This window comes from Shewanella gelidimarina, from assembly GCF_023283945.1.
GTDB lineage: Bacteria > Pseudomonadota > Gammaproteobacteria > Enterobacterales > Shewanellaceae > Shewanella > Shewanella gelidimarina.
Map to the genome: position 1 here is coordinate 193,359 of NZ_JAKIKW010000002.1, position 25,814 is coordinate 219,172.

Annotated in this window: 22 protein-coding genes; 17 read left to right on the forward strand and 5 right to left on the reverse strand. The window is 44.1% G+C overall.

Annotation, left to right across the window (positions count from 1 at the left end; translation table 11 throughout):
* Window positions 1–219 precede the first annotated feature (219 nt).
* Both L2729_RS02730 and L2729_RS02735 read left to right on the forward strand, forming a co-directional pair.
* Window positions 220–684, forward strand: a complete 465-nt coding sequence (locus tag L2729_RS02730; protein ID WP_248986868.1) for a hypothetical protein — start codon at window positions 220–222, stop codon at window positions 682–684.
* Window positions 685–807: 123 nt separating this feature from the next.
* Complete coding sequence (locus L2729_RS02735) at window positions 808–1,068, forward strand: hypothetical protein (RefSeq protein WP_248986869.1); 261 nt, start codon at window positions 808–810, stop codon at window positions 1,066–1,068.
* 275 nt (window positions 1,069–1,343) lie between these two features.
* On the opposite strand, the gene L2729_RS02740 is transcribed toward L2729_RS02735, so the two are convergent.
* Together L2729_RS02740 and gltB are read right to left on the reverse strand one after the other, a co-directional pair.
* Entirely contained in the window at window positions 1,344–2,753 is a 1,410-nt protein-coding gene (locus L2729_RS02740; protein ID WP_248986870.1) for an FAD-dependent oxidoreductase, read from the reverse strand.
* Between the two features lie 6 nt (window positions 2,754–2,759).
* Complete coding sequence (gene gltB / locus L2729_RS02745) at window positions 2,760–7,208, reverse strand: glutamate synthase large subunit (RefSeq protein ID WP_248986871.1); 4,449 nt, start codon at window positions 7,206–7,208, stop codon at window positions 2,760–2,762.
* Between the two features lie 488 nt (window positions 7,209–7,696).
* On the opposite strand from gltB, the gene mnmL reads away from it, so the two are divergent.
* The 3 genes from mnmL to oxyR all read left to right on the forward strand — a co-directional run bounded on the left by mnmL (window position 7,697) and on the right by oxyR (window position 10,306).
* Window positions 7,697–8,611: a tRNA modification radical SAM protein MnmL/YtqA gene (mnmL, locus tag L2729_RS02750; protein WP_248986872.1), complete on the forward strand. Its 915-nt coding sequence runs from the start codon at window positions 7,697–7,699 to the stop codon at window positions 8,609–8,611.
* A 227-nt stretch (window positions 8,612–8,838) separates the two neighbouring features.
* Window positions 8,839–9,204, forward strand: a complete 366-nt coding sequence (locus tag L2729_RS02755; protein WP_248986873.1) for an Hpt domain-containing protein — start codon at window positions 8,839–8,841, stop codon at window positions 9,202–9,204.
* Between the two features lie 202 nt (window positions 9,205–9,406).
* On the forward strand, window positions 9,407–10,306 hold the full coding sequence (gene oxyR / locus L2729_RS02760; protein WP_248986874.1) for a hydrogen peroxide-inducible genes transcriptional activator OxyR: 900 nt from the start codon (window positions 9,407–9,409) through the stop codon (window positions 10,304–10,306).
* Window positions 10,307–10,398: 92 nt separating this feature from the next.
* Here oxyR and L2729_RS02765 read toward each other — a convergent pair whose 3' ends face one another.
* Both L2729_RS02765 and mutH read right to left on the reverse strand, forming a co-directional pair.
* Window positions 10,399–11,475, reverse strand: coding sequence for an adenylate/guanylate cyclase domain-containing protein (locus L2729_RS02765; RefSeq protein WP_248986875.1), 1,077 nt, complete (start codon window positions 11,473–11,475; stop codon window positions 10,399–10,401).
* A gap of 124 nt (window positions 11,476–11,599) precedes the next feature.
* Complete coding sequence (gene mutH / locus L2729_RS02770) at window positions 11,600–12,271, reverse strand: DNA mismatch repair endonuclease MutH (protein ID WP_248986876.1); 672 nt, start codon at window positions 12,269–12,271, stop codon at window positions 11,600–11,602.
* 691 nt (window positions 12,272–12,962) lie between these two features.
* Between mutH and rppH the strand changes: the two genes are divergently transcribed.
* From rppH to L2729_RS02815, 9 genes are all read left to right on the forward strand, one after another.
* A complete protein-coding gene (gene rppH / locus L2729_RS02775) occupies window positions 12,963–13,484 on the forward strand; it encodes an RNA pyrophosphohydrolase (RefSeq protein ID WP_101090497.1) in 522 nt (173 codons plus the stop codon).
* A 15-nt stretch (window positions 13,485–13,499) separates the two neighbouring features.
* A complete protein-coding gene (gene ptsP / locus L2729_RS02780) occupies window positions 13,500–15,737 on the forward strand; it encodes a phosphoenolpyruvate--protein phosphotransferase (protein WP_248986877.1) in 2,238 nt (745 codons plus the stop codon).
* A 523-nt stretch (window positions 15,738–16,260) separates the two neighbouring features.
* On the forward strand, window positions 16,261–17,061 hold the full coding sequence (locus L2729_RS02785; RefSeq protein WP_248986878.1) for a sulfite exporter TauE/SafE family protein: 801 nt from the start codon (window positions 16,261–16,263) through the stop codon (window positions 17,059–17,061).
* Between the two features lie 80 nt (window positions 17,062–17,141).
* Window positions 17,142–17,993 (forward strand): thymidylate synthase, encoded by an 852-nt coding sequence (locus L2729_RS02790; protein ID WP_248986879.1) that lies wholly within the window; start codon window positions 17,142–17,144, stop codon window positions 17,991–17,993.
* A gap of 323 nt (window positions 17,994–18,316) precedes the next feature.
* Window positions 18,317–19,492 (forward strand): Na+/H+ antiporter NhaA, encoded by a 1,176-nt coding sequence (gene nhaA, locus L2729_RS02795; protein WP_101090493.1) that lies wholly within the window; start codon window positions 18,317–18,319, stop codon window positions 19,490–19,492.
* Window positions 19,489–19,872, forward strand: coding sequence for a hypothetical protein (locus L2729_RS02800; RefSeq protein ID WP_248986880.1), 384 nt, complete (start codon window positions 19,489–19,491; stop codon window positions 19,870–19,872). The genes nhaA and L2729_RS02800 overlap by 4 nt, the downstream gene beginning before the upstream one ends.
* Before the next feature lie 64 nt (window positions 19,873–19,936).
* Window positions 19,937–20,845 (forward strand): transcriptional activator NhaR, encoded by a 909-nt coding sequence (nhaR, locus tag L2729_RS02805; protein WP_248986881.1) that lies wholly within the window; start codon window positions 19,937–19,939, stop codon window positions 20,843–20,845.
* Between the two features lie 80 nt (window positions 20,846–20,925).
* A complete protein-coding gene (locus L2729_RS02810) occupies window positions 20,926–21,177 on the forward strand; it encodes an FAD assembly factor SdhE (RefSeq protein ID WP_248987001.1) in 252 nt (83 codons plus the stop codon).
* The gene (locus L2729_RS02815) at window positions 21,158–21,583 is read left to right on the forward strand and encodes a protein YgfX (protein ID WP_248986882.1); all 426 of its coding nucleotides are present in this window, start codon (window positions 21,158–21,160) and stop codon (window positions 21,581–21,583) included. The genes L2729_RS02810 and L2729_RS02815 overlap by 20 nt, the downstream gene beginning before the upstream one ends.
* A 16-nt stretch (window positions 21,584–21,599) precedes the next feature.
* Here the strand turns inward: L2729_RS02815 and nadB are convergent, their stop codons facing one another.
* On the reverse strand, window positions 21,600–23,210 hold the full coding sequence (gene nadB / locus L2729_RS02820) for an L-aspartate oxidase (protein ID WP_248986883.1): 1,611 nt from the start codon (window positions 23,208–23,210) through the stop codon (window positions 21,600–21,602).
* A 451-nt stretch (window positions 23,211–23,661) separates the two neighbouring features.
* Between nadB and rpoE the strand changes: the two genes are divergently transcribed.
* From rpoE to L2729_RS02835, 3 genes are read left to right on the forward strand one after another with little or no spacing between them, the layout of a single operon-like run.
* Window positions 23,662–24,240 (forward strand): RNA polymerase sigma factor RpoE, encoded by a 579-nt coding sequence (rpoE, locus tag L2729_RS02825; protein ID WP_101090488.1) that lies wholly within the window; start codon window positions 23,662–23,664, stop codon window positions 24,238–24,240.
* Between the two features lie 25 nt (window positions 24,241–24,265).
* Complete coding sequence (locus tag L2729_RS02830) at window positions 24,266–24,862, forward strand: sigma-E factor negative regulatory protein (protein WP_248986884.1); 597 nt, start codon at window positions 24,266–24,268, stop codon at window positions 24,860–24,862.
* 12 nt (window positions 24,863–24,874) lie between these two features.
* The gene (locus L2729_RS02835; protein WP_248986885.1) at window positions 24,875–25,807 is read left to right on the forward strand and encodes a MucB/RseB C-terminal domain-containing protein; all 933 of its coding nucleotides are present in this window, start codon (window positions 24,875–24,877) and stop codon (window positions 25,805–25,807) included.
* The last annotated feature ends 7 nt before the right edge of the window (window positions 25,808–25,814 follow it).

The following is a 25,814-nucleotide window of genomic DNA, read 5'->3' on the forward strand; positions in this document are numbered from 1 at the left end:
AGATGTAAGTGTGCGTTCATGAAAAGTTCAGATAACCGGAAAGCAAAGTGTGCGACCCACTTTTCTCCCTAGGTGTATTGGATACAATTTTAAGCGTAAATGTTTAATAAGCTGTTATTAATAAACTTTTCAGACTTTTTACTGTGCACGCTTTCTCAACATTTTTTTGGCAAAACGCACAAGCCGTATATTAAAATGTTAGTTTTTTAAGAGGTAGATATGGATCTTACGTGGGCATCAGTTCTAAAAGTTGTTATCGCAGGTGTTGGAACATATATATTATTGCCTGCATTTCTTATATTGAGGGATTTGTTGATTTGGAAATTGATTACAACGTGTATCCTTACCAAAAAGCTACGAAATTCTGTAAAGCAATATGCCCATCTTGTTCATAAGTGGAACTCTATTTATACGGTGAAAGCGGTGGAAGGAAAATCGGGCTATGTGTTGGGTGGCACCTCTGTTGATAAAGCTAAGTTTGACGACCATATAAATAAAATGGACATCGTTAGCGATAAAATTAACGATCTTGATTTGTATATCAAGAGACGGTCGCGACTTCTTGGCTTAATGCTGGAACATTACAAACACAAAGGAATTAACCCTATTCCTGAGTGGCTAGAAAAAGAACATAAAAAAGCAGAAAGTGGTCAAGGTTCTATAATCGGTGTAAAACAAAACTAACAAGTCAAATCACTGGACGCATAACGGCTGTCGCGGTTTTTGCTAAAAACCAAAAGCAGCAAAAGCTGCGCCAACCTACGCGCCAGTGTTTGAGGCGTTATATGCCTAAGGAGATGAATTCAAATGGAGTATCTTTTAATACTGTTAGGTATCTTTTTTCTTCTCAATATATTAGTTAGTTTTTATATCGGAAGACATCAAGATTTGGAGCCTATACAAAAGGTCATTCAAATTATTGTTGTTTGGCTTCTGCCTTTTATTGGTGGTATAGGTTTATGGCTTTTTAATCGAAGCCAAGATATCGTTACTCCTAGCTCAAAAGAGTTTGGTTCAGGCTCCGCAAATGGAGTATCAAGTGTAGATGCCTCATTAGGATCTGATTAAATCGGCATATAGCAAGCTGTTCAAGCAGGACAAAATACAGTTGACTGTTTTCGTCCCTCAACATTTTAGCCAACTATTCTGCGCCGCTTAGCAAGGCGTTACCGTATATCCGATTGCAATACTTTCCCTAATGACAATAGTTATTTCCAGAGTTTTAACACCAGCTCATTTCTGTCCCAAAGCGAGCTATCCAATAGTTCACTCGTCAAATTACAAACAAAAAAAGCGCTCTTTACAGAGCGCCAATCACAAACTTAAATCTTAGAACTTAAAAATTAGTCCTCAAAGCTATTGAGAATACCGAGTGCGGCATCGCGACCTTCGGCTATCGCGGTAACGACTAAATCAGAACCTCGGACCATATCGCCACCGGCAAACACTTTCGGGTTGCTGGTTTGGAATGGGTTGTCGGCCACTTTTGGCGCTTTGACTAAACCCCAGTCATTAAGCTCAATATCAAAATCAGCTAACCATTTTGCCGGGCTTGGTTGGAAACCAAAGGCGATAATGATGGCGTCAGCTTCAAGGACTTGTTCACTGCCCTCAATTGGCACGGGGCGACGGCGACCACTGGCATCGGGCTCACCGAGCTCGGTTTCAATGCACTCGATACCCGCCACTTTGCCATCGACGGTTTTAATTTCACTGGGCTGGCGGTTAAACAGAAATTCAACGCCTTCTTCACGCGCATTTTTAACCTCGCGGCGTGAACCTGGCATGTTTTCTTCATCACGGCGATAGGCACAAGTGACTGTCGTTGCCCCTTGTCGCACTGCGGTGCGGACACAATCCATTGCGGTATCACCACCACCGAGTACCACAACGCGCTTACCTTTAAGGCTTAGATAAGGGTTATCGATACACTCGGTGCCCATGACGTTATGGGTGTTACCGATAAGATAAGGTAATGCTTGATGAACGCCTTGAGCATCTTCACCCACAAGGTTGGCTTTCATCGCGGTATAGGTGCCCATACCGAGAAAAACGGCGTCGTAGTTTTCAATCAACTCTTTAAAGTCGATATCTTTGCCGACGGTAACACCGAGCTTAAACTCGATGCCCATGCCCTCAAGCACGTTACGGCGAACTTGCATTACCTCTTTGTCGAGCTTGAACGAGGGAATGCCATAAGTGAGTAGGCCGCCAATCTGCACGTTTTTATCAAACACGACCGCTTGCACACCGTTACGGGCGAGTATGTCGGCGCAACCTAGTCCTGCGGGACCGGCACCAATAATGGCAACGCGCTCTTTACGTAGAGTGACTTTTGACAAGTCAGGGCGCCAGCCTTGAGATATCGCGGTATCGGTGATGTATTTCTCTACATTACCGATAGTGACGGCGCCGAACTCTTCATTGAGCGTACAGGCACCTTCACAAAGCCTATCTTGCGGGCAAACACGGCCACAAACCTCCGGTAGCGTGTTGGTCTCGTGTACCAAGTCAGCCGCTTCCATAATACGGCCCTGTTTTGCTAACTCCAGCCAATTAGGAATGTAGTTATGCAGTGGGCATTTCCATTCACAATAGGGGTTACCGCAGTCGAGACAGCGGTCAGATTGCTCTACTACCTGTTGTTTAGCAAAAGGTTGATAAATCTCTATAAACTCCGTAGCACGTTGTTTGGCAGCGTGTTTAGTGGGGTCTTTGCGACCAACTTCAATAAACTGAAAATCATTGCTCATTTTTATTTACCCCGCTCTGACTGCTAGTGCAGGTTCTGATGGCTCTAACTTTAACAGATCGCTTAGCTCAACATTTTTCGGTTTCACTAAGATGAAGCAATCTATCCAGTTCTCGAAATCACTTAAGATCATCTTGGCATGTTCGCTGTTGGTTTCTTTTACATGCTGCTCAATCAACTCACGCAGATGTTGTTGCTGAATCGCTGACACTACTTTATGGGTGTCGACCATCTCAGTATTGACCCGACGATTAAAGCGGCCAAATTGATCAAATACGTAAGCAAAACCGCCGGTCATGCCCGCACCAAAGTTAACGCCTGTTTTACCCAGTACCACAACGATGCCGCCGGTCATGTATTCACAACCGTTATCACCTAAACCTTCAACCACGGCAATCGCGCCGGAGTTACGCACAGCGAAACGCTCGCCAGCCTGACCCGAGGCAAACAATTTACCGCCAGATGCGCCATATAAACAGGTGTTACCTAAAATGGTTGAACGTTCTGATTTGAATGGGCTGCCTAAAGGTGGGTAAACACAAATTTTACCACCGGACATACCTTTGCCCACGTAATCGTTAGCGTCACCGCAGAGCATGAGTTCAAGCCCTGGGGCATTCCACACGCCAAAGCTTTGGCCGGCACTGCCGTTAAACTTCAACATAATAGGAGATTTAGCACCGTCGCGACCCATATGGGTTGCAATATATCCTGAAAGGCTGGCGCCCACTGAGCGATCTGTATTGTTGATGTTAAACATCTCACAAATAGATTCACCGGCGAGTACTGCGTCTTTGCAATCTTCAACTAGGCGTTTATTTAATGTGCCTTGATCTGATGGTGGATTGGTTTCGCGCCATGTCACTGCCGATGTTTCTGGCACCTCTGGGCGATACAGAATGGGGGTGAGATCTAAACCTTGCTGCTTAGCGGTTTCACCTTCAAGCGCAACCAGCCAATCGCTACGACCGACTAACTGTTCAAATTCGGTGACGCCTAAGTCCGCCATGTATTCGCGGATCTCTTGTGCGACAAACTCAAAGTAAGTCATCACACGCTCTGGCAAACCGTGGTAATGCTCATTACGTAACTGCTTGTTCTGCGTCGCAACGCCTGTTGCACAGTTATTTAGGTGACAAATACGCAGGTATTTACACCCGAGTGCAATCATCGGCACGGTACCAAAGCCAAAGCTTTCGGCGCCAAGGAGCGCGGCTTTAATCACGTCTTTACCGGTTTTTAGTCCCCCATCCACTTGTAAGCGAATTTTATGACGTAGGCCGTTGGTGACTAACGATTGATGTACTTCTGCAAGGCCTAGCTCCCATGGGCTGCCCGCATATTTCACCGAGGTAATAGGGCTAGCACCTGTGCCGCCGTCATAACCCGAAATGGTGATCATATCGGCGTAGGCTTTAGCCACGCCGGTGGCAATGGTTCCCACACCGGGTTCTGAAACCAGTTTGACTGAGACCAAGGCCTTAGGGTTAATCTGCTTCAGATCGAAAATGAGCTGCGCCAAATCTTCAATAGAGTAGATATCGTGATGTGGCGGTGGCGAAATTAGCGTGACACCAGGGCGCGCATTACGCAGGGCGGCAATTTCAACACTGACTTTATCACCAGGGAGCTGTCCACCCTCACCAGGCTTAGCGCCTTGCGCAATTTTAATTTGTAATACTTCGGCATTGACCAAGTAATGCGCTGTGACACCAAAACGGCCAGAGGCAACTTGTTTAATGGCTGAGTTACCTTCGGTGTTAAAGCGGCGTGGATCTTCTCCGCCTTCACCCGAGTTGGAGCGACCGCCAAGGCGGTTCATTGCCACTGCTAATGCTTCGTGAGCTTCAGGGCTGAGTGCGCCGATACTCATCGCAGCACTGTCAAAACGGGTGAAAAGTGTTTTAGCGGCTTCCACTTTTGCAACATCAATGGCGGCAAGCTCACCCTTTACGGCAATCAAGTCTCTTAACGTTGCAATAGGACGGTTATCTACCAGCTCAGTAAAGCGTTTGTAGTTGACGTAATCTTGATCGCGAAGACTGGCTTGTAGGGTATTGACCACATCGGGGTTAAAGCAATGGTACTCACCACCTTCAACATATTTCAGCAAACCACCTTGTGATAATGCTTGGTGCGCTCTGAAGGCATTTTTGTGCAGCAGTTGCTGATCTTGTTCAATTAACGCGAAACTCGCGCCTTGAATACGGCTGATCACTCCGTTAAAGCACAGTTCGACCACTTCATCGGCCAAGCCAACGGCTTCAAACTGCTGACTACAACGATAAGATGCAACGGTACTAATACCCATCTTAGACATGATTTTACGCAGGCCTTTATCGATGCCGAGACGGAAGTTCAGCATTAAGTCACGGGTATTTTCAACACCGTTAAGTTTGGCGAGATCTGAAATGCACTCATACACCAAGTAGGGGTAAATGGCGGTGGCGCCAAAGCCAATTAATACCGCGAAATGGTGCGGATCTCGCGCCGATGCGGTTTCTACAATAATGTTAGTGTCGCAGCGCAGACTCTTATTCACTAAAATCTGCTGTACAGCGCCTACGGCCATCGCCGCGGGGATCACTTGCTTTGACTTCGCTGTCGCTCGATCGGACAGGATAAGCAGTGTGGTACCTGTTCTGGCCAGACGCTCAGCTTCATCACAAATACGTTTAACCGCGGCTTCAAGACCTTCGCTTAAGTCGTAATTCAAATCGATGGTGTTAGCACGGTAGTAAGTGCTATCTAATGCCATCAGCTGATTAAAATCGCTATAGAGCAGTACCGGCGAATTGAACATCACTCGATAAGCGTGTCCGGTGGTTTCGTTAAACAAGTTTTGCTCACGACCAGCACAGGTAGTGAGAGACATAACGTGTTTTTCGCGCAGTGGATCGATAGGCGGGTTAGTCACCTGAGCAAACTTTTGACGGAAGTAATCATAGATAGTGCGTGACTTTTTGGACAGCACTGCCATTGGCGTGTCGTCGCCCATTGAGCCCGTCGCTTCTTCGCCTTTTTGCGCCAGAACCCAAATGACCTGCTCTAACTCTTCACGCGAATAACCAAACTGCTTTTGATATTGCAGCAGTTGGTCGTCACTGTATTCTCGAGAGCCTTGCTCGTTAGGACCAAAATCTTCTGCAGGTTTTAATACTTTACTGTTTTTAGCCATCCACTCTTTGTATGGGTGGCGGCGTTTAAGGTCGTTATCAATCTCAAATGAAGAGTAAAGTTGACCATTTAAGGTATCTAGCACCAGCAGTTCGCCTGGGCCAACGCGACCTTTCTCTATCACTTCATCTGGGGCGTAGTCCCAAATGCCGACTTCTGAGGCCAGCGTTAAAATACGATCTTTAGTGATGACATAACGCGATGGACGCAAACCATTACGGTCGACGGCGCACGCAGCATGGCGACCATTGGTCATAACGATGCCAGCCGGGCCATCCCAAGGTTCCATGCGCATAGAGTTAAAGTCATAGAATGCTTTTAACTCTACATCCATTTCTGGATTACTCTGCCACGCTGGTGGAATAAGCAAGCGCATGGCTCGGTAAAGGTCCATGCCGCCGGCTAGCAACATCTCTAACATGTTATCTAATGATGATGAATCTGAGCCCGTTTCATTAACGAAAGGCGCAGCTTGCTGCAGGTCGGGTAGCAGCGGGGCGTGAAACTTATAAGCACGCGCTCTAGCCCATTGACGGTTGCCAGTAATGGTATTGATCTCGCCATTGTGAGCTAAATATCTAAAAGGTTGCGCCAATGGCCACTTTGGTGAGGTATTGGTTGAAAAGCGCTGGTGGAATAAACAGATAGCACTTTGCAAACGTATATCAGCCAAGTCGGTATAAAATGATGGCAGATCTGCAGGCATCATCAAGCCTTTATAGACGATGACTTGGCCTGATAAACTGGCAATATAAAAATCTTTATCGTGGCTTAGTTGCTGCTCTACACGGCGTCTTGCCATGTATAGACGACGCTCTAAGTCTTTTTCACGCCAGCCAATAGGCGCGTTAATGAGTACTTGAACAATTTGCGGCTGACTTGCCTTGCCGATAGGGCCCAATACATCTGGGTTAACCGGCACATCTCGCCAGCCAGCCACACTTAAGGTTTCTTTCTGTAGCTCTTGTTCTATTAGATGCTTGGTTTGTGATGCCAGCTCTTTATCTTGACTAAGAAAAAGCATACCCACAGCAAAACGACGGCTTAAATGCCAATCATTTTCTGCTGCAATTGCTTTAAAAAATTCCGTCGGCAGTTGCATTAATAACCCGCAACCATCACCAGTGCGCCCATCTGCGGCAATACCACCACGGTGCTTCATGCGGTCCAACCCGTGAATCGCGGTACGTACTATACGGTGACTCGCTTCACCGTCCATTTGAGCTATAAGCCCAAAACCACAATTGTCCCGTTCAAAACTTGGATGATATAAGCTCATTTGTACACTCCCTAACTTCAACCGATACTACTCGGGAGATAAAGCAAAAAATATCTATAGATATTCACCCGAATCAATCAAATTAACCCTAAGCGCTCTAAAGGTCAAACCAAATTATTGCATAATATCTACACAAGCCTAACTAATTCATACGCTTGTTTTACTTGGTTTACCTTTACGTAAACTGTAAAATGTTCCGTATAACCTTATGAATAAAAAGAATTTTAAATTGCGCGCTTATTCGGGTTTACGTATTTGCAACAAGTTTGGCGATTATAACCTATTTGAGGAAAGTGATTTTTATTGCAAATACAGTGAAATGATAATCACTTTGGGGTCTGACTATTTATGCATAAGTCGATGTTGTTTCTCAGTTAATGTGTACAGCATAAAGTTTGCAACGAAATTACGGTTATTTGAGCTAGCGCTAATAAATGAATTGAGGAAATGAATAGAATGACGCAAATTTTTAGGTTAGGTGATTTGCTTTGGGCTTGGATAGTTACGTTAATACGTTTGGCAGTGTTTGTAAGCAGCGATATGGAGAGCGGATCCGTAAGCTGACAATTGATGCAAAATTTACCTGTCCAAACCGAGACGGCACACTTGGCAAAGGTGGATGCACATACTGCAACGTGGCCTCGTTTAGCCATGAGCATAAAACTGAGTTGTCGATACAAGCTCAGTTAAGCCAAGGCCGTGAGAGGTTATCAACCAAACCTTCGAAATATATTGCTTACTTTCAGGCGTACACCAGTACTTACGATGAGTATTTAGTGTTAAAGCAGAAATACGATGAAGCGATACAAGACAGTGATATTGTCGGTTTATGTGTCGGCACACGCCCTGATTGTGTGCCTGATGAAGTGATAACGTTATTGGCAGATTATCAGCAGCAAGGGCTAGATGTCTGGTTAGAGCTGGGTTTGCAAACGGCCAATAATAGAACCTTAAAGAAGATCAATCGTGGCCACGATTTTGAGGTTTATGCTAATACGGTAAAGCGTGCCCGAGCAAAAGGCATTAAAGTCTGTACACACTTGATCTTGGGTTTACCTGGAGAAGGGCATTCTGACTACCTCAATACGTTAGATAAAGTGTTAGAAGCAGGCGTTGATGGCTTGAAGCTACACCCTTTGCATATTGTAGAAGGTAGCACCATGGCTAAAGCCTGGCGCAATGACAAAATGGCGTTGTTAGCCATAGAGGATTATGCCTACAGTGTGGGAGAGTTAATCCGTCGTACTCCTAAAGACATAATCTTTCATCGAGTAACTGCCTATGCTAAAAAACCTATGCTTTTAGCACCTGATTGGTGTGCTTTTCGCTGGGATGGTTTAGTGGCTATTGTTGATGATTTAAAAGCCAAAGGCGCGCAAGGTAGTCATTTAGCAATATCTTAACTACTTATGGCGTAAGCGATTTGTAATGCATATTAAATGCCGCTTGGTAAAACTGACTATATTTAGCGAATGGTGATGTTTTTTGATTAATCAAAGGTTAATAAAAGGTTAAATAACCAACGAATTTAACTACATATGACACTAGTTGTTGCGCCTATCATTTTAGCGGGTATTATGTGGTAAAATCGTCTTTTAAATACACGGCAATCATTTTGAGAGGTGCCTAGATGGCAGCAGCTGAATTAGAATCAATCTTGGATCTTAATACACTGGAGCAGTACTGCAGTGCAATTGGCGCAGGTACGCTACTTAAAAGTGTCGTATTGTTTGAGCAGTTAATGCCTGAATATATTGGCAATCTAGTTAACGCTTATGAAGCGAAAGATAAAGATACATTGTGCAGTGAAGCTCATAAGTTTAAGGGAGCTGCTGGCTCTGTTGGCTTAAAGCGTATTCAACAGTTTGCACAGTTATTACAACACGGTGAAGAAGCAGCGTGGGAAAATGAGCATTCGGTTTGGCTAAACGAAATTGTTAACCATGGTGCTAACGACCTGCAAGAATTAAAGCAGTATCTTGAATCTAAAGCATAAGCTTTGATCCAAATATTGAGATGGCGCTGTTTAGGTAACTAAACAGCGCCATTTTTTTTAACGCATTATGCAGCTCATTCTATTTGGTAAAACAGTTTGCGTTGCTTCACACTCTGCCTTCGTTTTTAAAGTGAAGGCTCGGTAAAGTGTGGTAGAGTTAAATAGAACCTTTCGATAAATAACGTCATTGGTAATCTGCTTTATGAAACATCTTCCGAGTCTGAAAAACCTGTTTTATTTGGTCAATTTACATCAAGAACAAAATTTTAATCGCGCTGCTAAAATTTGTCATGTTAGCCAGTCTACGCTCTCAAGTGGGATCCAAAACCTTGAAGAGCAATTAGGGCATCAACTTATTGAGCGTGACCATAAATCATTTATCTTCACCGCGATTGGTGAAGAGGTTGTACTACGTTCACGCAAATTACTAACGGATGTTGATGATTTAGTCGAACTGGTTAAGCATCAAGGCGAACCCATGACCGGCGAAATACGCTTAGGTTGTATTCCCACTATTGCGCCGTTTCTGTTAAGCAGAGTTGTTCAGCATTGCAAAGAAACCTACCCGAATCTGACCCTGTTCTTAAAAGAGGATACTACCGAAAGGCTGGTTGACGCATTAGGTAAAGGTGAACTGGATCTGTTGCTACTGGCGTTACCGGTGGATACTAGCGGTTACCATAGTATGAAGGTGGGTATTGACCCATTTAAAATGGTGGTGCATACCGATCTTTCTGACGAGATCCATGAGCCTATTGATTATCAAGACTTACCTGATGAGAGTATTTTCTTATTGCAGGCTGAGCATTGCATTACCGGCCATGCTATTAGCGCATGTCAGTTAGGTGAGAGTACTAAAATCAACCCGTTCGCGGCAACAAGTTTGCATACGTTAGTGCAGATGGTGAATTGCAAGCTAGGCACCACATTTTTACCGCAAATGGCGATAGATGCAGGGATCTTAAGCAATACTGATTTAATCACGATGGCGCCCCCGGGGGAAACACCTTATAGGGATATTGGCCTTGTTTGGCGTCAGACATCAAGCCGCATTCTAACTTTTAGAACCTTAGGCTTAGAGATCCAAAAGTTACTTGAATAAGCTTAATAAAGACCATTAATGCTGATAGTCGCAGTTTACCTCTGAGCGAGACTGCAAGTTCAAACCAAGCCGATATAGAGATATCGGCTTTTTTATGCCGGATTTTTAGGGGTAACACCAAACACTTCAATAGAGTGTTGTTTTCCTTTTAGCTTAATTGGCCCAAGGTTATTGAGGTTATATTGGGTATCGCTATAGTCGAGGCGAGACTTTAACGAACCAGAGATCAACATTCTTTGGCCGAGGGGATTACATTGATCTTGTAGTCTTGCCAAGGTATTGAGTACATCACTGAAGAAACTAATCTCTTGTTTTTGAACACCAACGACAGCTGCCACCACTTGGCCACAATGCGCCGCGGCTTTAAACTTGGGCACAAAGCCGTATTGCTCTTCAAAATAGCGTCTTTGCCAGCTAAGTTGCTGCGAAAATTCATGATAGATATTAAAACAGCGATCTTGTTTAATCCCATCTTTAAGTGGCCAATGGATAAGTACTGCATCTCCCATATAGCGGTAGATCTCGGCTTCGTTGTTGGTCACCGTATCCGCTAACAGGCTAAAGCTATCTTGGATCAAACGGCTAAAGCGGTAATCGCCTAGTGATTCAGCATGAGTGGTAGAAGCCACCATATCCAGATAAAGAAACAATCGTTGCTCATATCGGGGCTTATGGTATTTGCCTAGGCCAATATTTAGTAACACCCGTGGCCCCACGAGAAGCGCCATTTGTTCGATAAAGGCAAGTCCCACTCTGACCACAACTAGATAAACGATAAGTGCTTGGAAAGCGGGACTATAAAGAATGTGTGCCGTGAGCATTTGTCGTAGGGTTGTCATGTGGTTTTCAATTGCCCACATGTTGAGATACTGAGTGATATAAGCGAGCGTGGTTGCTCCTAACAGTAGAAACAGCCCTTTAAAGAGAACGGAGAAGACATAGGGTAAGCGGTTTATGGCACTAAAGTTAGCAATGAGGTTAGACATCCAGTGCAGGCTGCCGAAAATAATCCCCATGTAAATTGAAAGCGTGGCTAAATCAGCAGAACCAATGGCCCACTGAGGAAGTTCAGGCGTCTGCGCGTATCTGAAAAATACGAAAGCCGCCATGGCTGCAGTCCAACCGAAAATAGCGAAAGCTAATTTCTTCGCTTGTATACGTGCTCTCACTGTATAAGGGGTATCCAACTGCTACTGTTTTTACGAGGCGCTAGTCTATAGAACATCACCTTACAATTTCCAGTAGTATTTGTGATCTAAGTCAAATGAATGTGAGTTTTGGGTTGGAATTTACTCAAATAAGCCCAGAAAGGACCTTTTGAGTGAATTGTGTCTTCAAATAAAAGCCACGAGGGTTCGTTTTCGACACTGCTCCAGTGTGGTCAATACTTTGGGTTAGCACTTGGCTATTGGCTGCTTTTGGTCGTAATTGTAGAACTTCACCATGGCGAGCAGTGATAGTTTCGACTTTTCCCATGGCGATGAGCTCCATTATTTCTTCCCAATCTTGCTTCAATAATGCAGTCTCTTCAGCAGATGGGCGCCACAATATGGGGGAACCTATTTGGCGCTCTGCAAGTGGGATATCTCGAGCGCCTTGAACAGGGATCCACAGTACGCATTGCAGTTTATGGCAAACGACGCTGTTCTCCCAAGTTAGCCCGAGAATATTCGTCAGCGGCGCAACGGTAACGTAAGTGGTTTCGAGTACTTTACCCACTTGGTTAACGGGGATGGTTTTCAACTCTACCCCTAAATGAACAAAATCGGGTTCGGGTCTTGAGCCAGCAAGGGCGCCAAGTTCCAATTCAATTAACTGGCCAACCCAGCCTTTGTGGCGTTTTAGATCTTTGGGAGATTCCACTTGATGGTAGTTTGCCAGTTGTCCAAGCGTAAGTCCTGCCATTGCTTCGGCGCGTGACATTAGCTCTTCAAGTGTACTTGGTGGTTGAGTTGATTTTTTCATAGCAAATATTTTACGGCAGTTTTGCTATATAGCAAGCATGGTCAAAATTTAAGCTTAAATCTAAATTCAATTAATCCCAATTGATATATATTCGTAAGTTATTGAATATCATCATTTAAAGTGATTATTGGCTTTAGGCTTAATGCGCGTTGTTCAACTTACTCCAGTGCTTTCCCTATTTTTCCAACATAGTTATCCACAGTTTTATTGGATAACTTCCGTTTTCCTCACGACTACTGCAATGAATGTGATCTGTCAATGCTATTTAAGGGCGATTATTTGCTTTTTTATGACTCTATATACTTGCACTTGTGAATAACATCATTATCCCAGCTGTCTGTTTTTAGATTTTAAATCCTCTGGTTAAATAATGTACAGTTAAGGCTTAATTAAGGTTGAAAATGGTCTTATTGCGTATTAAGCTGCTGTTATTGTTATATAATTTGGATGGCTTAAATCGATGCTTTGTTTTGTTATCTCATGCTGATAGTGAAGTTATTTGGACTTCTAGAGAGTTTCCAACAGAGATATCCACAGATTTTGTGGATATAATTGCGTTTATAGGTTTGCTCCTGTTGATAAGGTTTGAGTTTGCTTAGATTTATCCAACAAATATGCGGAACAGATATTTGCTGCAACGCGAGCTTTGTGAAACAATCAATTCATTAATAGTTAATAGTTTGGAGTCCATGTGATTGATAGTGACGGCTTTCGCGCAAATGTGGGCATCATTATCTGTAATCGCTCTGGGCAGGTTATGTGGGCTAGAAGATTTGGCCAACATTCCTGGCAATTTCCTCAAGGTGGCGTTGACGAAGGTGAGTCAGCAGAAGAAGCTATGTATCGTGAGTTATACGAAGAAGTAGGATTAAAGCCAGAACATGTGCAAATCCTAACCTCTACACGATCTTGGTTACGCTATAGACTCCCGAAGCGATTGATCAGACAAGATAGTAAACCCGTTTGTATCGGGCAAAAACAAAAATGGTTTTTATTACAGTTAAAAAGTGCTGAAAGTGCCATTAATTTAAACGCCTGTGGCCACCCTGAATTCGATGATTGGCGTTGGGTCAGTTATTGGTATCCTGTTAGACAAGTGGTTTCATTTAAACGCGATGTTTATCGAAAAGTCATGAAAGAGTTTGCGCCGACAACACTGCCTTTGCAGATTAAAGAGTCGAACCATAAAAGAAGAGGTATGCGCAGAATTTAAAGGAGGTTTGCGTTAGTGCTAAAAACACTTAGGGATATAACACAAGTTGTTGCTTCAGCCAGAGATCTTGAATATGCGCTGGAGCAGCTTGTGCGGCAGACCAAACTGGCAATGGCAACGGAATGTTGCTCTGTCTATATATTGGAACAACAACAACTTGTCCTATCGGCAACCGATGGGCTTGAACCCGATGCTGTTAATCGTGTTAGTTTGCCACTGACTCAAGGGTTAGTCGGCTTGGTTGCACAGCGTGAAGAAGCGGTAAACCTTGCTGATGCGTCTGCCCACCCTCGATTTAAATTACTTCCTGAAGTATCAGAAGAAGCTTATAACGCATTTCTTGCCGTTCCCATTGTTTATCAAAAATCCGTCATCGGCGTCATCGTCGTCCAGCAGACCCAAGCTAGGCTATTTAGCGAGGGAGAAGAAGCCTTTTTAATGACGCTGGCAGCGCAGCTCGCCATGGCGATTAAAGGACTAAAACGCAGGGCGGTGGTAAACCACACCGCACAGCAACCACTCTATTACGAAGGTAAATCAGCCTCTAAAGGGATTGCGATTGCTAAAGCCCTGTTACTGGGAGGGCAGATATCATTTAACCTCACCGAGGTTAAGACTACCGCGGTTATCCAAGAAGAGGTTCGCCTTAAATTGGCAATGAACCGCTGTAAAGATCTACTTGCTGGCTTATCTCAGCGTTTTGATAGAGAGAAAGATGAAGAAGCGGCTTCAATTTTTACCGCGTTATTGTTGTTACTTGAAAAAGCCAGTTTAGGCGGCGAGTACATTAAAGAAGTACGGTTAGGCTGGAGCGCTGAAACAGCAGTCTGTCGCGTTTCTAAGCGTTACATCGCTCACTTTAATGGCATGGAAGATCTCTACCTAAAGGAACGAGCCAGTGACATCAAAGATATTGGTCGGCGTGTACTTAGGCAGTTAATTGAGCCTGAGAAGATCATTCTTGAACCTGATACACCGGTTATTTTAATTGCTCGAGAAGCGAGTACAACGCTACTGGCTGAATTCCCGAGACAAAAACTTGCCGGGATTGTCACTGAACTTGGCGGCGTTAATTCCCATGCCGCGATATTAGCGCGTGCGTTAGGCGTGCCTGCAATCATCGGCGTGAATGGTATTTTGAACGCCGATCTTGATAAGCGGCAATTGATTATTAACGCCAATCGAGGTCAGTTGCTGGTTGAACCCTCTGCAACGATATTATCTGAATACAAGAGCCTGATTGCGGCTGAAAAAGCGTTACAACGCCGCTACGCGGCAGAATTACCTTTACCGACCGTGACGGTTGACGGCTTAAGAGTTTATCTTTATATCAATAGTGGTTTGATCAGCAGTATTGACTCCGATACGGGTTGCGACTCTGATGGTATCGGTTTATACCGTACCGAAATTTTGTTTATGTTGAAACAGTGTTTCCCAGGTGAGCAAGAGCAGTTAGAGGTTTATCGTAAGGTGCTCACCGCGGCCAAAGGCAAGCCTGTGGTGATGCGTACATTGGACGTGGGTGGTGATAAGCCGCTTGATTATTTTCCGATCGTTGAAGACAACCCATTTCTCGGCTGGCGCGGAATAAGGCTTAGTTTAGATCACCCTGAGTTGTTTTTAGTGCAGTTAAGGGCAATGCTACAAGCCGCAAGTGATCCTGGACAGTTACATGTTTTACTGCCGATGGTGAGTAATTTAGAGGAGATAGACTTGGCGTTAGTCTACTTTGAACAGGCGCATCAAGAGCTCACTGCTGAGTTGGGTAGAGCGATATCAATGCCTAAGATCGGTATCATGTTGGAAGTCCCTGTATTGCTTTATCAGTTAGATGAAGTTGCAAAGCGGGTCGACTTTGTCTCTGTCGGCTCAAATGATTTAACGCAATATTTACTCGCGGTTGATCGTAATAACCCAAATGTGAATGCTCTTTTTGATAGCTATCATCCAGGGGTGCTTCGGGCGCTTAAATTTGCACTTGAACGATGCAAAGCTAACCAGCTTTCCATCAGTGTCTGTGGTGAACTGGCAGGGGAGCCCACAGGGGCAATGTTGTTAGTTGCCATGGGGTACGATCAACTCAGCATGAACCAGGCTAGTTTATCTCGGATCAATTATCTACTGCGAAGAGTCTCCAAACAGGAGCTCAGTGTGCTTTTAGAAGAAGCGCTGACGCTTACGTCTGGAGAGGAGGTAAAGTCGCTTGTTAGCGATTATTGTGAAGAAAAGGGCTTGCTGGCGCTACTTAACTAGGGGCTGTTGATCTTTCACGGTTGTTTTTGCCGCAGTTTATTGGCTATTTTGACAAGGCGGAGGCTATGCCGTTTAGTTATTCTCCACAAATAGCCTACAACACCGTAAAAATAGCCAAGAAGCGCGGCCCTTAGGGTTCGTTTCAATGCTTTTAGTCTTTTATGACTAGAATGCGTTACGCGCTTTTCGCTTAGCTAGCTAAGCGAAAAGCTCAAGCCTTGTACTAAAATCATTATTATTTACGTGAAATAGTCGAACAAAAACCAAGCTCGAAAGATCAACAGCCCCTAATCAATTGCATTGAGTCAGTCGTCAATTCAGCAATGCCCATGCTTTTCAATTCAAGGCGCATTGACGAAATAATAGTTATTCCCTAGTGAGCCAATGCAAAGCAGAAGTGGAATGCTTGAGCGCTTCCTACGGAATGAACAGATACTTAATACAATTGGTATGATTAGCTATTAACTAACTCAGCCTATTGCTTTAAGCTTGTGGCACAATCGAATATTTTAAGGGTATTAGCGTGGAAAGCTGGCTTTTTATATTTAGTATATGTCTCGTGCTTGGTGCTGTCATTGGCTTTATGGCGGGGTTATTAGGTATTGGTGGTGGGTTAATAGCGGTACCTGCGCTATTGCATATATTACCCAAAGTGGGGGTTCCTGCTGAACATCTGCCACATGTTGCGATAGCAACATCACTCGCTGCCATTATTCTTACATCACTGTCTTCTGCTCGTGCTCACCATAAACGCGAAAACATTCCTTGGCAGCTTTTTAGAACCATGCTGCCAGGATTTGTCCTTGGCGCGATCTGCTCAGGTTTTATTTCTGAACTGATTGCCGCAAATCTGTTACAGCAAATCTTTGCCGTTTTTGTCATGTTGATGGCAGTCCAAATGGCTTTCCCAATCAGACCGAACTCTAATCGTGCAATGCCTAGCACCACGGCTCTCTTTTTTGCTGCGGTAATGATCGCGCTCATCGCTGGATTGATGGGAATTGGTGGTGGTGTATTACTGATCCCGTTCCTGACTTGGTGTGGGTTGCAGATGCGTTATGCTATTGGCTTTTCATCAGCAACGGGTTTGCTCATCGCACTCTTTGGTAGCATCGGCTATACATTGGCTGGCTGGAATGTTGCTTCATTACCAGAAGGGACGTTAGGCTTTATCTATCTCCCCGCGTTACTTGGTATTGTAACGACATCGATGTTAATTGCACCATTAGGTGCCAAGGCCGCAACCAATTGGCCAACCGCCAAGCTGAAAAAAATATTTGCAGTCTTTTTGGCCTTTGTTGGCTTGAAGCTGGCACTCACTTAATGCGACTTCACAATGAGAGTCGCTTGTCATTGTAATCAAACCGACTTCAAATCGGTCTTTGTTTTTATAGGTAAATTGTCATGAAACAGTATTTAGAACTTTGTCAAAGGATCATTGATGAAGGCACATGGGTTGAAAATAGTCGTACCGGGAAACGGTGCCTTACTGTGATCAATGCTGACTTGGTTTACCACGTAGATAAGAATGAATTTCCGTTAATTACCACGCGAAAGAGTTTCTGGAAAGCAGCGATTGCCGAGATGCTGGGCTACATTCGTGGCTATAACAATGCGGCAGATTTTCGTAGTATTGGAGCCAAAACTTGGGATGCTAATGCTAACGATAATCAAGCGTGGCTCGATAACCCATACCGTAAAGGAACTGATGATATGGGACGGGTATATGGCGTCCAAGGCCGAAGTTGGAATAAACCTGACGGTGGCTCAATAGATCAATTACGTAAGATAGTCGATAACTTGTCTAAAGGCATTGATGATAGAGGCGAGATCCTCAGCTTTTATAATCCTGGCGAGTTTCATATGGGATGTTTAAGACCTTGTATGCACACGCATAATTTTTCATTACTGGGTGATACTTTGCATCTGACTAGCTTTCAACGCTCTTGTGATGTGCCACTTGGGCTTAACTTTAATCAAGTACAAGTGTTTACACTCTTGGCGTTAATTGCGCAGATCACCGGTTTTAAAGCGGGTACTGCTTATCACAAAATAGTAAATGCTCACATTTATGAAGATCAGTTAGAGTTGATGCAAAATGTGCAGTTAACGCGCAGTCCATTTGGATCACCCAAGTTATCTATTAACCCTGATATTAAGTCGTTAGAAGATTTGGAGACATGGGTAACAATGGCTGATTTTGAAGTGACAGGTTATGAGCATCACGAGGGTATCAAATACCCGTTCTCTGTCTAATTCGCACTTTATAGACTCGCTTTGGTCGATATTTTCGAGGCGAGTCAGTTTGTAAAACTGAATGTTTAGTCAGCATTTCAGCAGAAAAAGTTGTACTGCATAGATAGTTTACTCATTTCACCCCTTTAAATAGTGTGTTTTCAAAATAATATGCGTTAATTACTTCCTCATCTTTCATTATCCACTTTCCCAATTGATATTTAGTCATCTCAGGCTTACACTTGATACTTCGGATATTCCGATGTATCAAGCTGACGCAAACGAATATTCAGATCGTATGTAATCGGCTACACTCGTTACATTGAGATTTTATGGAGCGTAATATGGAACGGGCTATTAGGAATTTTTTAAGCCAAGAGTCAGCAGGCGGCATTCTTTTAATGATTGCTGTTGTGCTAGCAATGATTTTAGCAAACTCGCCTTTAGCGGGAATGTATCAGGGGTTTCTTGATACCGAGATGCAAGTGCGTGTCGGCAGTTTAGATATTGATAAAACATTAATTCACTGGATTAATGATGGCCTTATGGCTCTTTTCTTTATGCTTATTGGTTTAGAAGTGAAAAGAGAACTGTTAGAAGGGGCATTATCGAGTCGAGCACAGGCTTCATTACCTACCTTTGCTGCAATCGGTGGCATGGTTTTCCCTGCCGCAGTATATCTCATCTTTAATTACTCTGACCCTATTACGCAAGTGGGTTGGGCTATTCCTGCTGCGACTGATATTGCTTTTGCATTGGGGATAATGGCACTTTTAGGCAGTCGAGTTCCGGTTTCTTTAAAAGTGTTTTTGTTAGCGTTGGCCATTATCGATGATTTAGGCGTCGTGGTTATTATCGCATTGTTCTATAGCACTGATTTATCGACCATAAGCTTGTTGATTGCGGCTGCGGCAATTGTGGGTCTGGTAGGGCTTAACCGTAAAGGTATTACTGCGCTTGGTCCCTACGGTGTATTAGGCATGATTTTGTGGATCGCGGTGTTGAAGTCTGGAGTGCATGCCACTTTAGCGGGTGTGATTATTGCTTTTTGTATTCCACTGCGCGCTAAAGATGGTTCATCACCATCAGAAAGTTTAGAACATGGTTTACACCCTTGGAGCACGTTCATCATCTTGCCAATCTTTGCTTTCGCTAACGCAGGGGTCGACTTAGGAGGCATGAGCTTAAGTTCATTGCTATCGCCAGTGCCATTAGGGATCGCACTCGGTCTGCTTATAGGTAAGCCATTGGGTATTATGTTATTTAGTGTTCTGGCTGTAAAACTTAAGCTAGCTGTTTTGCCTGATGGCGTCGGTTGGAAGCAGATAATGCCGGTGGCAGTGATGTGTGGTATTGGTTTTACAATGTCTATGTTTATCTCCTCGCTTGCCTTTGTTGGTGAAGGGCAGATGTATGGCGATTATGCGAGACTGGGCATTCTGTTAGGTTCATTTGCCTCGGCAACGATAGGATACTTTTGGTTATCTAGCGTGTTGCCTAAGAAAGGAGAGAAAGCATGAGAATAGTCCTATTAACACTGGTATTAGCATTGGGTTTTAGCACTACTGTTTCAGCGTCACAAATTGATGCCTGCAATGAAGATATAAAAAATATTCATTGCCAGAATTATCTTGAAGGTATCGTTGATGGTGCCCTTATGTTCAAAGGTGCGGCAGTGGGTGAGCGTTTAGAGTCCAATGATTATGAATCGCGCGCGCTCAAATATAGAGGTGGTAAGCGTTTTCAAGAGGCAAACCGGACCTTCTGTCAAAACCGGATCCCTGATAGAGATGAGTTAGTCGCAGGACTTGCTGAAGCTTTTAGTGTCGGTAAGATTGAAAGCACGGAAGATTTGTCAACGGCGATGTTTGGTCTTATGGACTGCCAACGTTTAAAGTAGCTCAATAGCATTACGGGGTGACATTGTTGTCACCCTGTTTGCGTATTAACAATGGCATTTTTATATGGCAAATCTTAACTATAACCATCTGTACTATTTTTGGATGATCCAAAAGCAAGGCTCGGTTGCGAAAGCCGCTGAGGCATTATGCTTAACACCGCAAACAGTGACAGGCCAGATCCGAGTGTTGGAGAGCAGCCTTAAAGGTAGTTTATTCAAGCGCGTTGGCAGGTCATTAGAGCCTACTGAACTTGGTGAACTGGTATTTCGTTACGCAGATAAAATGTTTAGCCTTAGCTATGAGATGCTAGATCTGCTGAACTATCAGAAAGACGACAACATACGGTTTGAGGTGGGTATTGCTGCTGCGCTGTCAAAAGCACTAACGAGCCGGGTACTATTGTCAGTGGTTCCTAGTGATGGTTCGATGCATTTAGCCTGTTACGAGGCCACGCATGAAAGCTTAATGGAGCGACTTAGGGCGCATAAGTTGGATATGATTTTATCTGATTGCGCGGGTGAAAGCCTTAAATATCCAGAGATACTCTCTAAACAGTTAGGGGAGTGTGGGATTGCTTTTTTCTCTGCTGAGACGTATTCAAAACCCTTTCCAGAGTGTTTAGAGCAAGGCAAGCTACTGATCCCCAGTAGAGGGACTTCGTTGGGACAGCAACTCGTGCGCTGGTTTGATGAGAAAAATTTAAATGTCAGCATATTAGGTGAGTTTGATGATGCGGCTATGATGAAAGCCTTTGGGTTTTTTAAGCAAGGCATATTCGTGGCACCATCAATATACAAGCAAGACATTTTAGCGCATGGGATGACGCTGCTTGGCGAAACGACCGATATTAAAGAGGTGTATCATGTGATGTTTGCTGAACGCATGATCCAACACCCAGCGGTGAAGCGTTTATTGAGTACCGATTTTTCAGAACTCTTTGCCGGCAAAGATGTAAAAGTTCAGCAACTATAATCATCCTATTTTCCTAAAGGCCATTTGGGTATACACTAACGGCATTGTAAAAGAGTGGAGTAATAAACTTGTCAGAATCAATGCCAGAACCCATGAAAATAGCTAGAGTTAGATGGGCTTGTCGTAGAGGCATGTTAGAGCTAGATGTGTTGTTACAGCCTTTTGTTGAGCAGCATTATGAAGCGATGTCTAATGCTGACAAAGATATTTTTGTAAAGCTTTTAGAGTCTGAAGACCCAGAGCTTTTTGCGTGGTTTATGGGGCATGAAGTCTGCAAAGATCCTGAATTCGCTGAGATGATTATTAGAGTTCGTGGTCGCCCAGCAGCATAGTTTTTATCTTTCCAGTTCTTTCGGCCAGCGACTCTCGTTGGTCGTTATTGCAAGTATCTGTTTAATTTCCTTCCTGATTTGGCCCTATGGTGAATCAATCACTTATCTTTTGAGTAAATCACTGCTCTTTACCCTGTGCACCGCTTACTTTAGTTGGCAGTTTTGGCAATTAAAACACTGGTCTTGTCAGTTTGTATTATCAGCAGAAGGCAATGGTCGGCTTAATCAACAGCAGTGTTTTGTGCTCAAAGGTAAACCTATAGTGACTCCGTTTGCGGTGATGTTTGATATCCAATGTGACACAAAGGTCAAAAGACTGGTGGTGTGGGCTGATATGTTGAACGACACAAATTATCGCCATTTGTGTCGTCTGCTACTGCAATCTTACCAAAGCCAGATCAACTAGCACTTGTTATGCTTTACTACTTGGGCTGCAATATAGTCGGTTTAGGTGACGGGTCTTTATTCGGATGATCAATGTTGTAGTGCAAACCACGGCTCTCTTTTCGCTCCATTGCGCTACGGATGATGAGTTCGGCAACTTGGACAAGATTACGCAACTCTAACAGGTTATTACTGACTCTAAAGTTGCTGTAATACTCTTGGATCTCTTGCTGTAACATGGCGCAACGTCTTAAGGCGCGCTCTAAACGTTTATCTGAGCGAACGATACCAACATAATCCCACATAAATAGCCGAAGCTCATGCCAGTTATGTGCGATAACAACCTCTTCATCTGAATTCGATACTTGGCTTTCATCCCACGCGGGAAGGGTTCCCGGCATGGGGATTTTGCCAAGCTGGCTTTCAATATCTTCAGCTGCAGCTCGGGCAAAAACAAGACATTCAAGCAATGAATTACTGGCAAGACGGTTGGCACCGTGTAGCCCGGTATAGGCGACTTCGCCGATGGCATATAAACCATTTAAATCTGTCTGACCGTGTAAATCAGTCATAACGCCACCGCAGGTATAGTGCGCGGCTGGCACGACAGGGATCGGGTCAGTGGTAATATCGATACCAAACTCAAGACAGCGCTTATAGATGGTAGGGAAATGCTTAATAACGAAATCTGCCGGTTTGTGAGTAATGTCTAAATACACACAATCTGCGCCTAAACGTTTCATCTCATAGTCTATTGTGCGAGCGACGATATCACGGGGTGCGAGCTCGGCTCTTTCATCAAACTCTGGCATAAAGCGGCTGCCATCTGGACGGCGTAAAAATGCGCCTTCGCCTCTTAAGGCTTCTGTCATCAAAAAGTTGCGCGCATCGGCGTGATATAAGCAGGTTGGGTGAAACTGATTAAATTCCATATTGGCAACACGGCAGCCTGAACGCCAAGCCATAGCAATGCCATCGCCAGATGCGACATCGGGGTTTGAGGTGTATTGGTATACTTTAGAACAACCTCCCGTCGCTAATGCGACAAACCGTGCTTTGATTGTTTCTACCTGCTCTAAGTCACGATTCCAGACATAAGCACCTTGTACTCGATTGCCTGGGCGGTTTAATTTTCGGGTGGTGATTAAATCAATAGCGTTGTAACGTTCTAGTACTTGAATATTGGGGTGACGGCTTGCTTGCTCTTGAAGTGTGATTTGCACTTCTTTCCCTGTGGCATCTGCTGCATGCAAAATACGTCGATGGCTATGACCACCTTCACGCGTTAAATGATACGGCGCCTCTTCTGAGCTACCATCGACAGTTTCTTCTTTATCAAAAGCAACACCACAGTCAATTAGCCATTGCATGGCTGATTTGGCATTTTCAGCGGTAAATTTAACCACCGGCTCGTCACAAAGTCCTGCTCCGGCGACTAAAGTGTCGGCAACATGAGACTCAATAGTGTCATCTTCATCGAAAACAGAGGCTATACCGCCCTGGGCGTAATAGGTCGAACCTTCACTGAGAGGGCCTTTGGAAAGTAAAATAACCTTCGATTTTTCAGCAAGATGTAGAGCTAAAGTAAGACCGGCAGCACCACTGCCAATAACCAAAAGGTCAGATTGGTGTTCAACTACTTGTTTCATCAGGTATCATAGAGTGATCGGGGAGTTCGGACTATGTTAAACCAAGAAGTCTCATATGGATACTTATCAAGGGTCCATTTCTGTTTGGTTTAGATTTTACACTCATTATATATGTGTTGTGTAAGGTGCATATTGTTACTTACCCCGGTGATAAACTTGCTGGTATCAGTGGCTTAAATTGGTAAGGTATGCTTGATTCGAATGTGGGAGAATGCATATTGAGTGTCAATATGCTGATGATAAGAAACTGACTGCCTGAACAAGCCGTGGATGAAAGCGATTTGTTAGCCTGATATTAGGCTGTAAATAGGATATTAGTTGCTTCCCCTGAAAAGAAAATGACATCTTTGCAAATTTTTATAGAACTTTTTTGAAACTCGCTAGTCTACATAAGTGAATATGATTCGAGCGGCTGAGAAATCAGTATTAGATTTAGGAGTAGTCGGCTCGGATGAGTGGACAAATAAGTGATCAACAGTTAGTTGAGCGCGTACAGCGTGGTGATAAGAACGCTTTTAACCTTTTGGTACAAAAATATCAAAACAAGGTCGCAAATCTGATATCGCGCTATGTGCGAAATCAGGCAGACGTTGCAGATGTGTCGCAAGAAGCTTTTATTAAAGCATATCGAGCGTTACCGAACTTTAGGGGCGAGAGTGCGTTTTACACGTGGTTGTATCGCATTGCAGTCAATACTGCAAAGAATCATCTGGTCGCACAAGGGCGTCGAACGCCTGCGAATGATATCGATGCTGAAGAAGCCGAGTATTATGATGGTAGTGACGCGTTAAAGGAGTTTGCATCTCCTGAACGGTTACTCTTGTCTGAAGAGATTCAAAAGGTCGTTTTCGACACTTTAGACACATTGCCAGAAGAATTGAAGATGGCAATCTCACTGAGAGAACTTGATGGTATGAGTTACGAAGAGATTGCTAATGTCATGGATTGCCCTGTAGGCACTGTAAGATCTCGGATCTTCAGAGCGCGAGAGGCAATCGATAAAAAGCTTAAGCCGTTGCTAGAACGCTAGCATCCTTGATAAAGATAGGTGAAAAATGGATAGATTAGGTCAGGAATGGGTCTCTGCTGCAGTCGATGGTGAACTCGACGAGCAAATGTTAGCTGAGTTAGCGGCTGACACAGATTCACATGAACAGTGGCGTGATTATCATATGATTGGTGATGCGATGCGTGGTGAATTGCCACAAACAGTATCAGTTGATCTCAGTGCCAGTATTATGGCTGCTATTGATGACGAGCCTGCAATTGTAGCGCCGAAACAATCGACAGTTAAAACCAAGCCTGCAACCAGTAACGTTGTGCCATTTTTCAAACAATTTGGCCAATATGCGATTGCGGCAACGGTTGCTATGGTGGCTGTGGTTGGTGTCCAAAATTACAATCAAGAAACGTTACTGGATAACTCACCATTACCTGTATTGAGTACTCGCCCATTAATGGGTAGTGCATCGCCGGTGAGCCTGCAAACTGGCGCAGTTCAGCAAAACCAGAGCTATACAAATGAGCAAGTTATAGACCAGCGTCGTCGTATCAATGCCTATATTCAAGATCATATGTTACAACAGAGATTGAATAATGGTGTGAATATAGAGGACAATGGCGAGGTAGATACAATACCTGTCAATCAGTAACAAGGAGCTCGCTTGCGTCTAATCCTATTGGCTATCTTAGCCATAAGTCTTCCCGCGATGGCGCAGGAAGACATACCCGCCAAAGCTTGGCTAGAAAATATGAGCCAAGCGCTGCGTGAACAAGAATTCAAAATCTCCCTTATCCAAATTCAAGCCGATCATATTCGTCCGTTGGTGTATATCCATGGCAAAGTTGATGGTCAAGAAGTGGCTTTTTTAGAGCATCTCAATGGACCACCCAAAAATGCGGTGCGTGTTGGTAATACCGTTACATTCATTGAGCATGATCAACCCGCCTATAGCGTCCACGCGAATCGTATTCAAGGTGTAATTCCTGCAGCCTTTGCTGATGATGTCTCTAAGCTTGAAGCTGGGTATAAGTTTGTGTTGGGTGGACGTAGCAGAATAGCCGGAAGACCTGGGCAATTAGTGCGCATTATACCTAATGATACTAATCGTTACGGTTATCAGGTCTGGTTAGATATGGATACTTATTTACCGTTACGATTCGATATGATTAATGATGACAAACAGCTCTTGGAGCAGCTTTTAGTGGTTGAGCTCTTGGTGTTGGAAGATGTTCCTTCGATATTGAAAGAGGCACACAAGCAAGAGTGGCCTGCAGTTATGGCGCAGTCAGAGCGTGCCGCTGGCGAAGATTGGAAGTTCGGCTGGTTGCCAGAAGGCTTTAAAATCCTCGTAAAAGATCAACATCGATTAATTGGCAGTAAAGATGCGGTTGAATATATTGCCATTAGTGATGGTTTAGCCAGTATTTCTGTCTATGTCGCCAAAGCGGGTGAAGCGTCACTCCCAGAGGAGCTAGTCACACGAAATGGCTTATCACTTGCCACTGAGCGTGTCGGTAATGCAGAGGTTGTTGCTGTGGGGAAAGTGCCTGCGGAAACACTGAGCCGTATTGCCAAGAGCATTATGCTGCAATAGAAGGTAC

Bases quoted from the DNA above. Each gene is read 5' to 3' on its own strand.
- L2729_RS02730 (WP_248986868.1), top strand. From the start codon at position 220: ATGGATCTTACGTGGGCATCAGTTCTAAAAGTTGTTATCGCAGGTGTT.
- L2729_RS02735 (WP_248986869.1), top strand. From the start codon at position 808: ATGGAGTATCTTTTAATACTGTTAGGTATCTTTTTTCTTCTCAATATA.
- L2729_RS02740 (WP_248986870.1), bottom strand. From the start codon at position 2,753: ATGAGCAATGATTTTCAGTTTATTGAAGTTGGTCGCAAAGACCCCACT.
- gltB (WP_248986871.1), bottom strand. From the start codon at position 7,208: ATGAGCTTATATCATCCAAGTTTTGAACGGGACAATTGTGGTTTTGGG.
- L2729_RS02755 (WP_248986873.1), top strand. From the start codon at position 8,839: ATGGCAGCAGCTGAATTAGAATCAATCTTGGATCTTAATACACTGGAG.
- oxyR (WP_248986874.1), top strand. From the start codon at position 9,407: ATGAAACATCTTCCGAGTCTGAAAAACCTGTTTTATTTGGTCAATTTA.
- mutH (WP_248986876.1), bottom strand. From the start codon at position 12,271: ATGAAAAAATCAACTCAACCACCAAGTACACTTGAAGAGCTAATGTCA.
- L2729_RS02790 (WP_248986879.1), top strand. From the start codon at position 17,142: ATGAAACAGTATTTAGAACTTTGTCAAAGGATCATTGATGAAGGCACA.
- nhaA (WP_101090493.1), top strand. From the start codon at position 18,317: ATGGAACGGGCTATTAGGAATTTTTTAAGCCAAGAGTCAGCAGGCGGC.
- L2729_RS02800 (WP_248986880.1), top strand. From the start codon at position 19,489: ATGAGAATAGTCCTATTAACACTGGTATTAGCATTGGGTTTTAGCACT.
- nhaR (WP_248986881.1), top strand. From the start codon at position 19,937: ATGGCAAATCTTAACTATAACCATCTGTACTATTTTTGGATGATCCAA.
- L2729_RS02810 (WP_248987001.1), top strand. From the start codon at position 20,926: ATGCCAGAACCCATGAAAATAGCTAGAGTTAGATGGGCTTGTCGTAGA.
- nadB (WP_248986883.1), bottom strand. From the start codon at position 23,210: ATGAAACAAGTAGTTGAACACCAATCTGACCTTTTGGTTATTGGCAGT.
- rpoE (WP_101090488.1), top strand. From the start codon at position 23,662: ATGAGTGGACAAATAAGTGATCAACAGTTAGTTGAGCGCGTACAGCGT.
- L2729_RS02830 (WP_248986884.1), top strand. From the start codon at position 24,266: ATGGATAGATTAGGTCAGGAATGGGTCTCTGCTGCAGTCGATGGTGAA.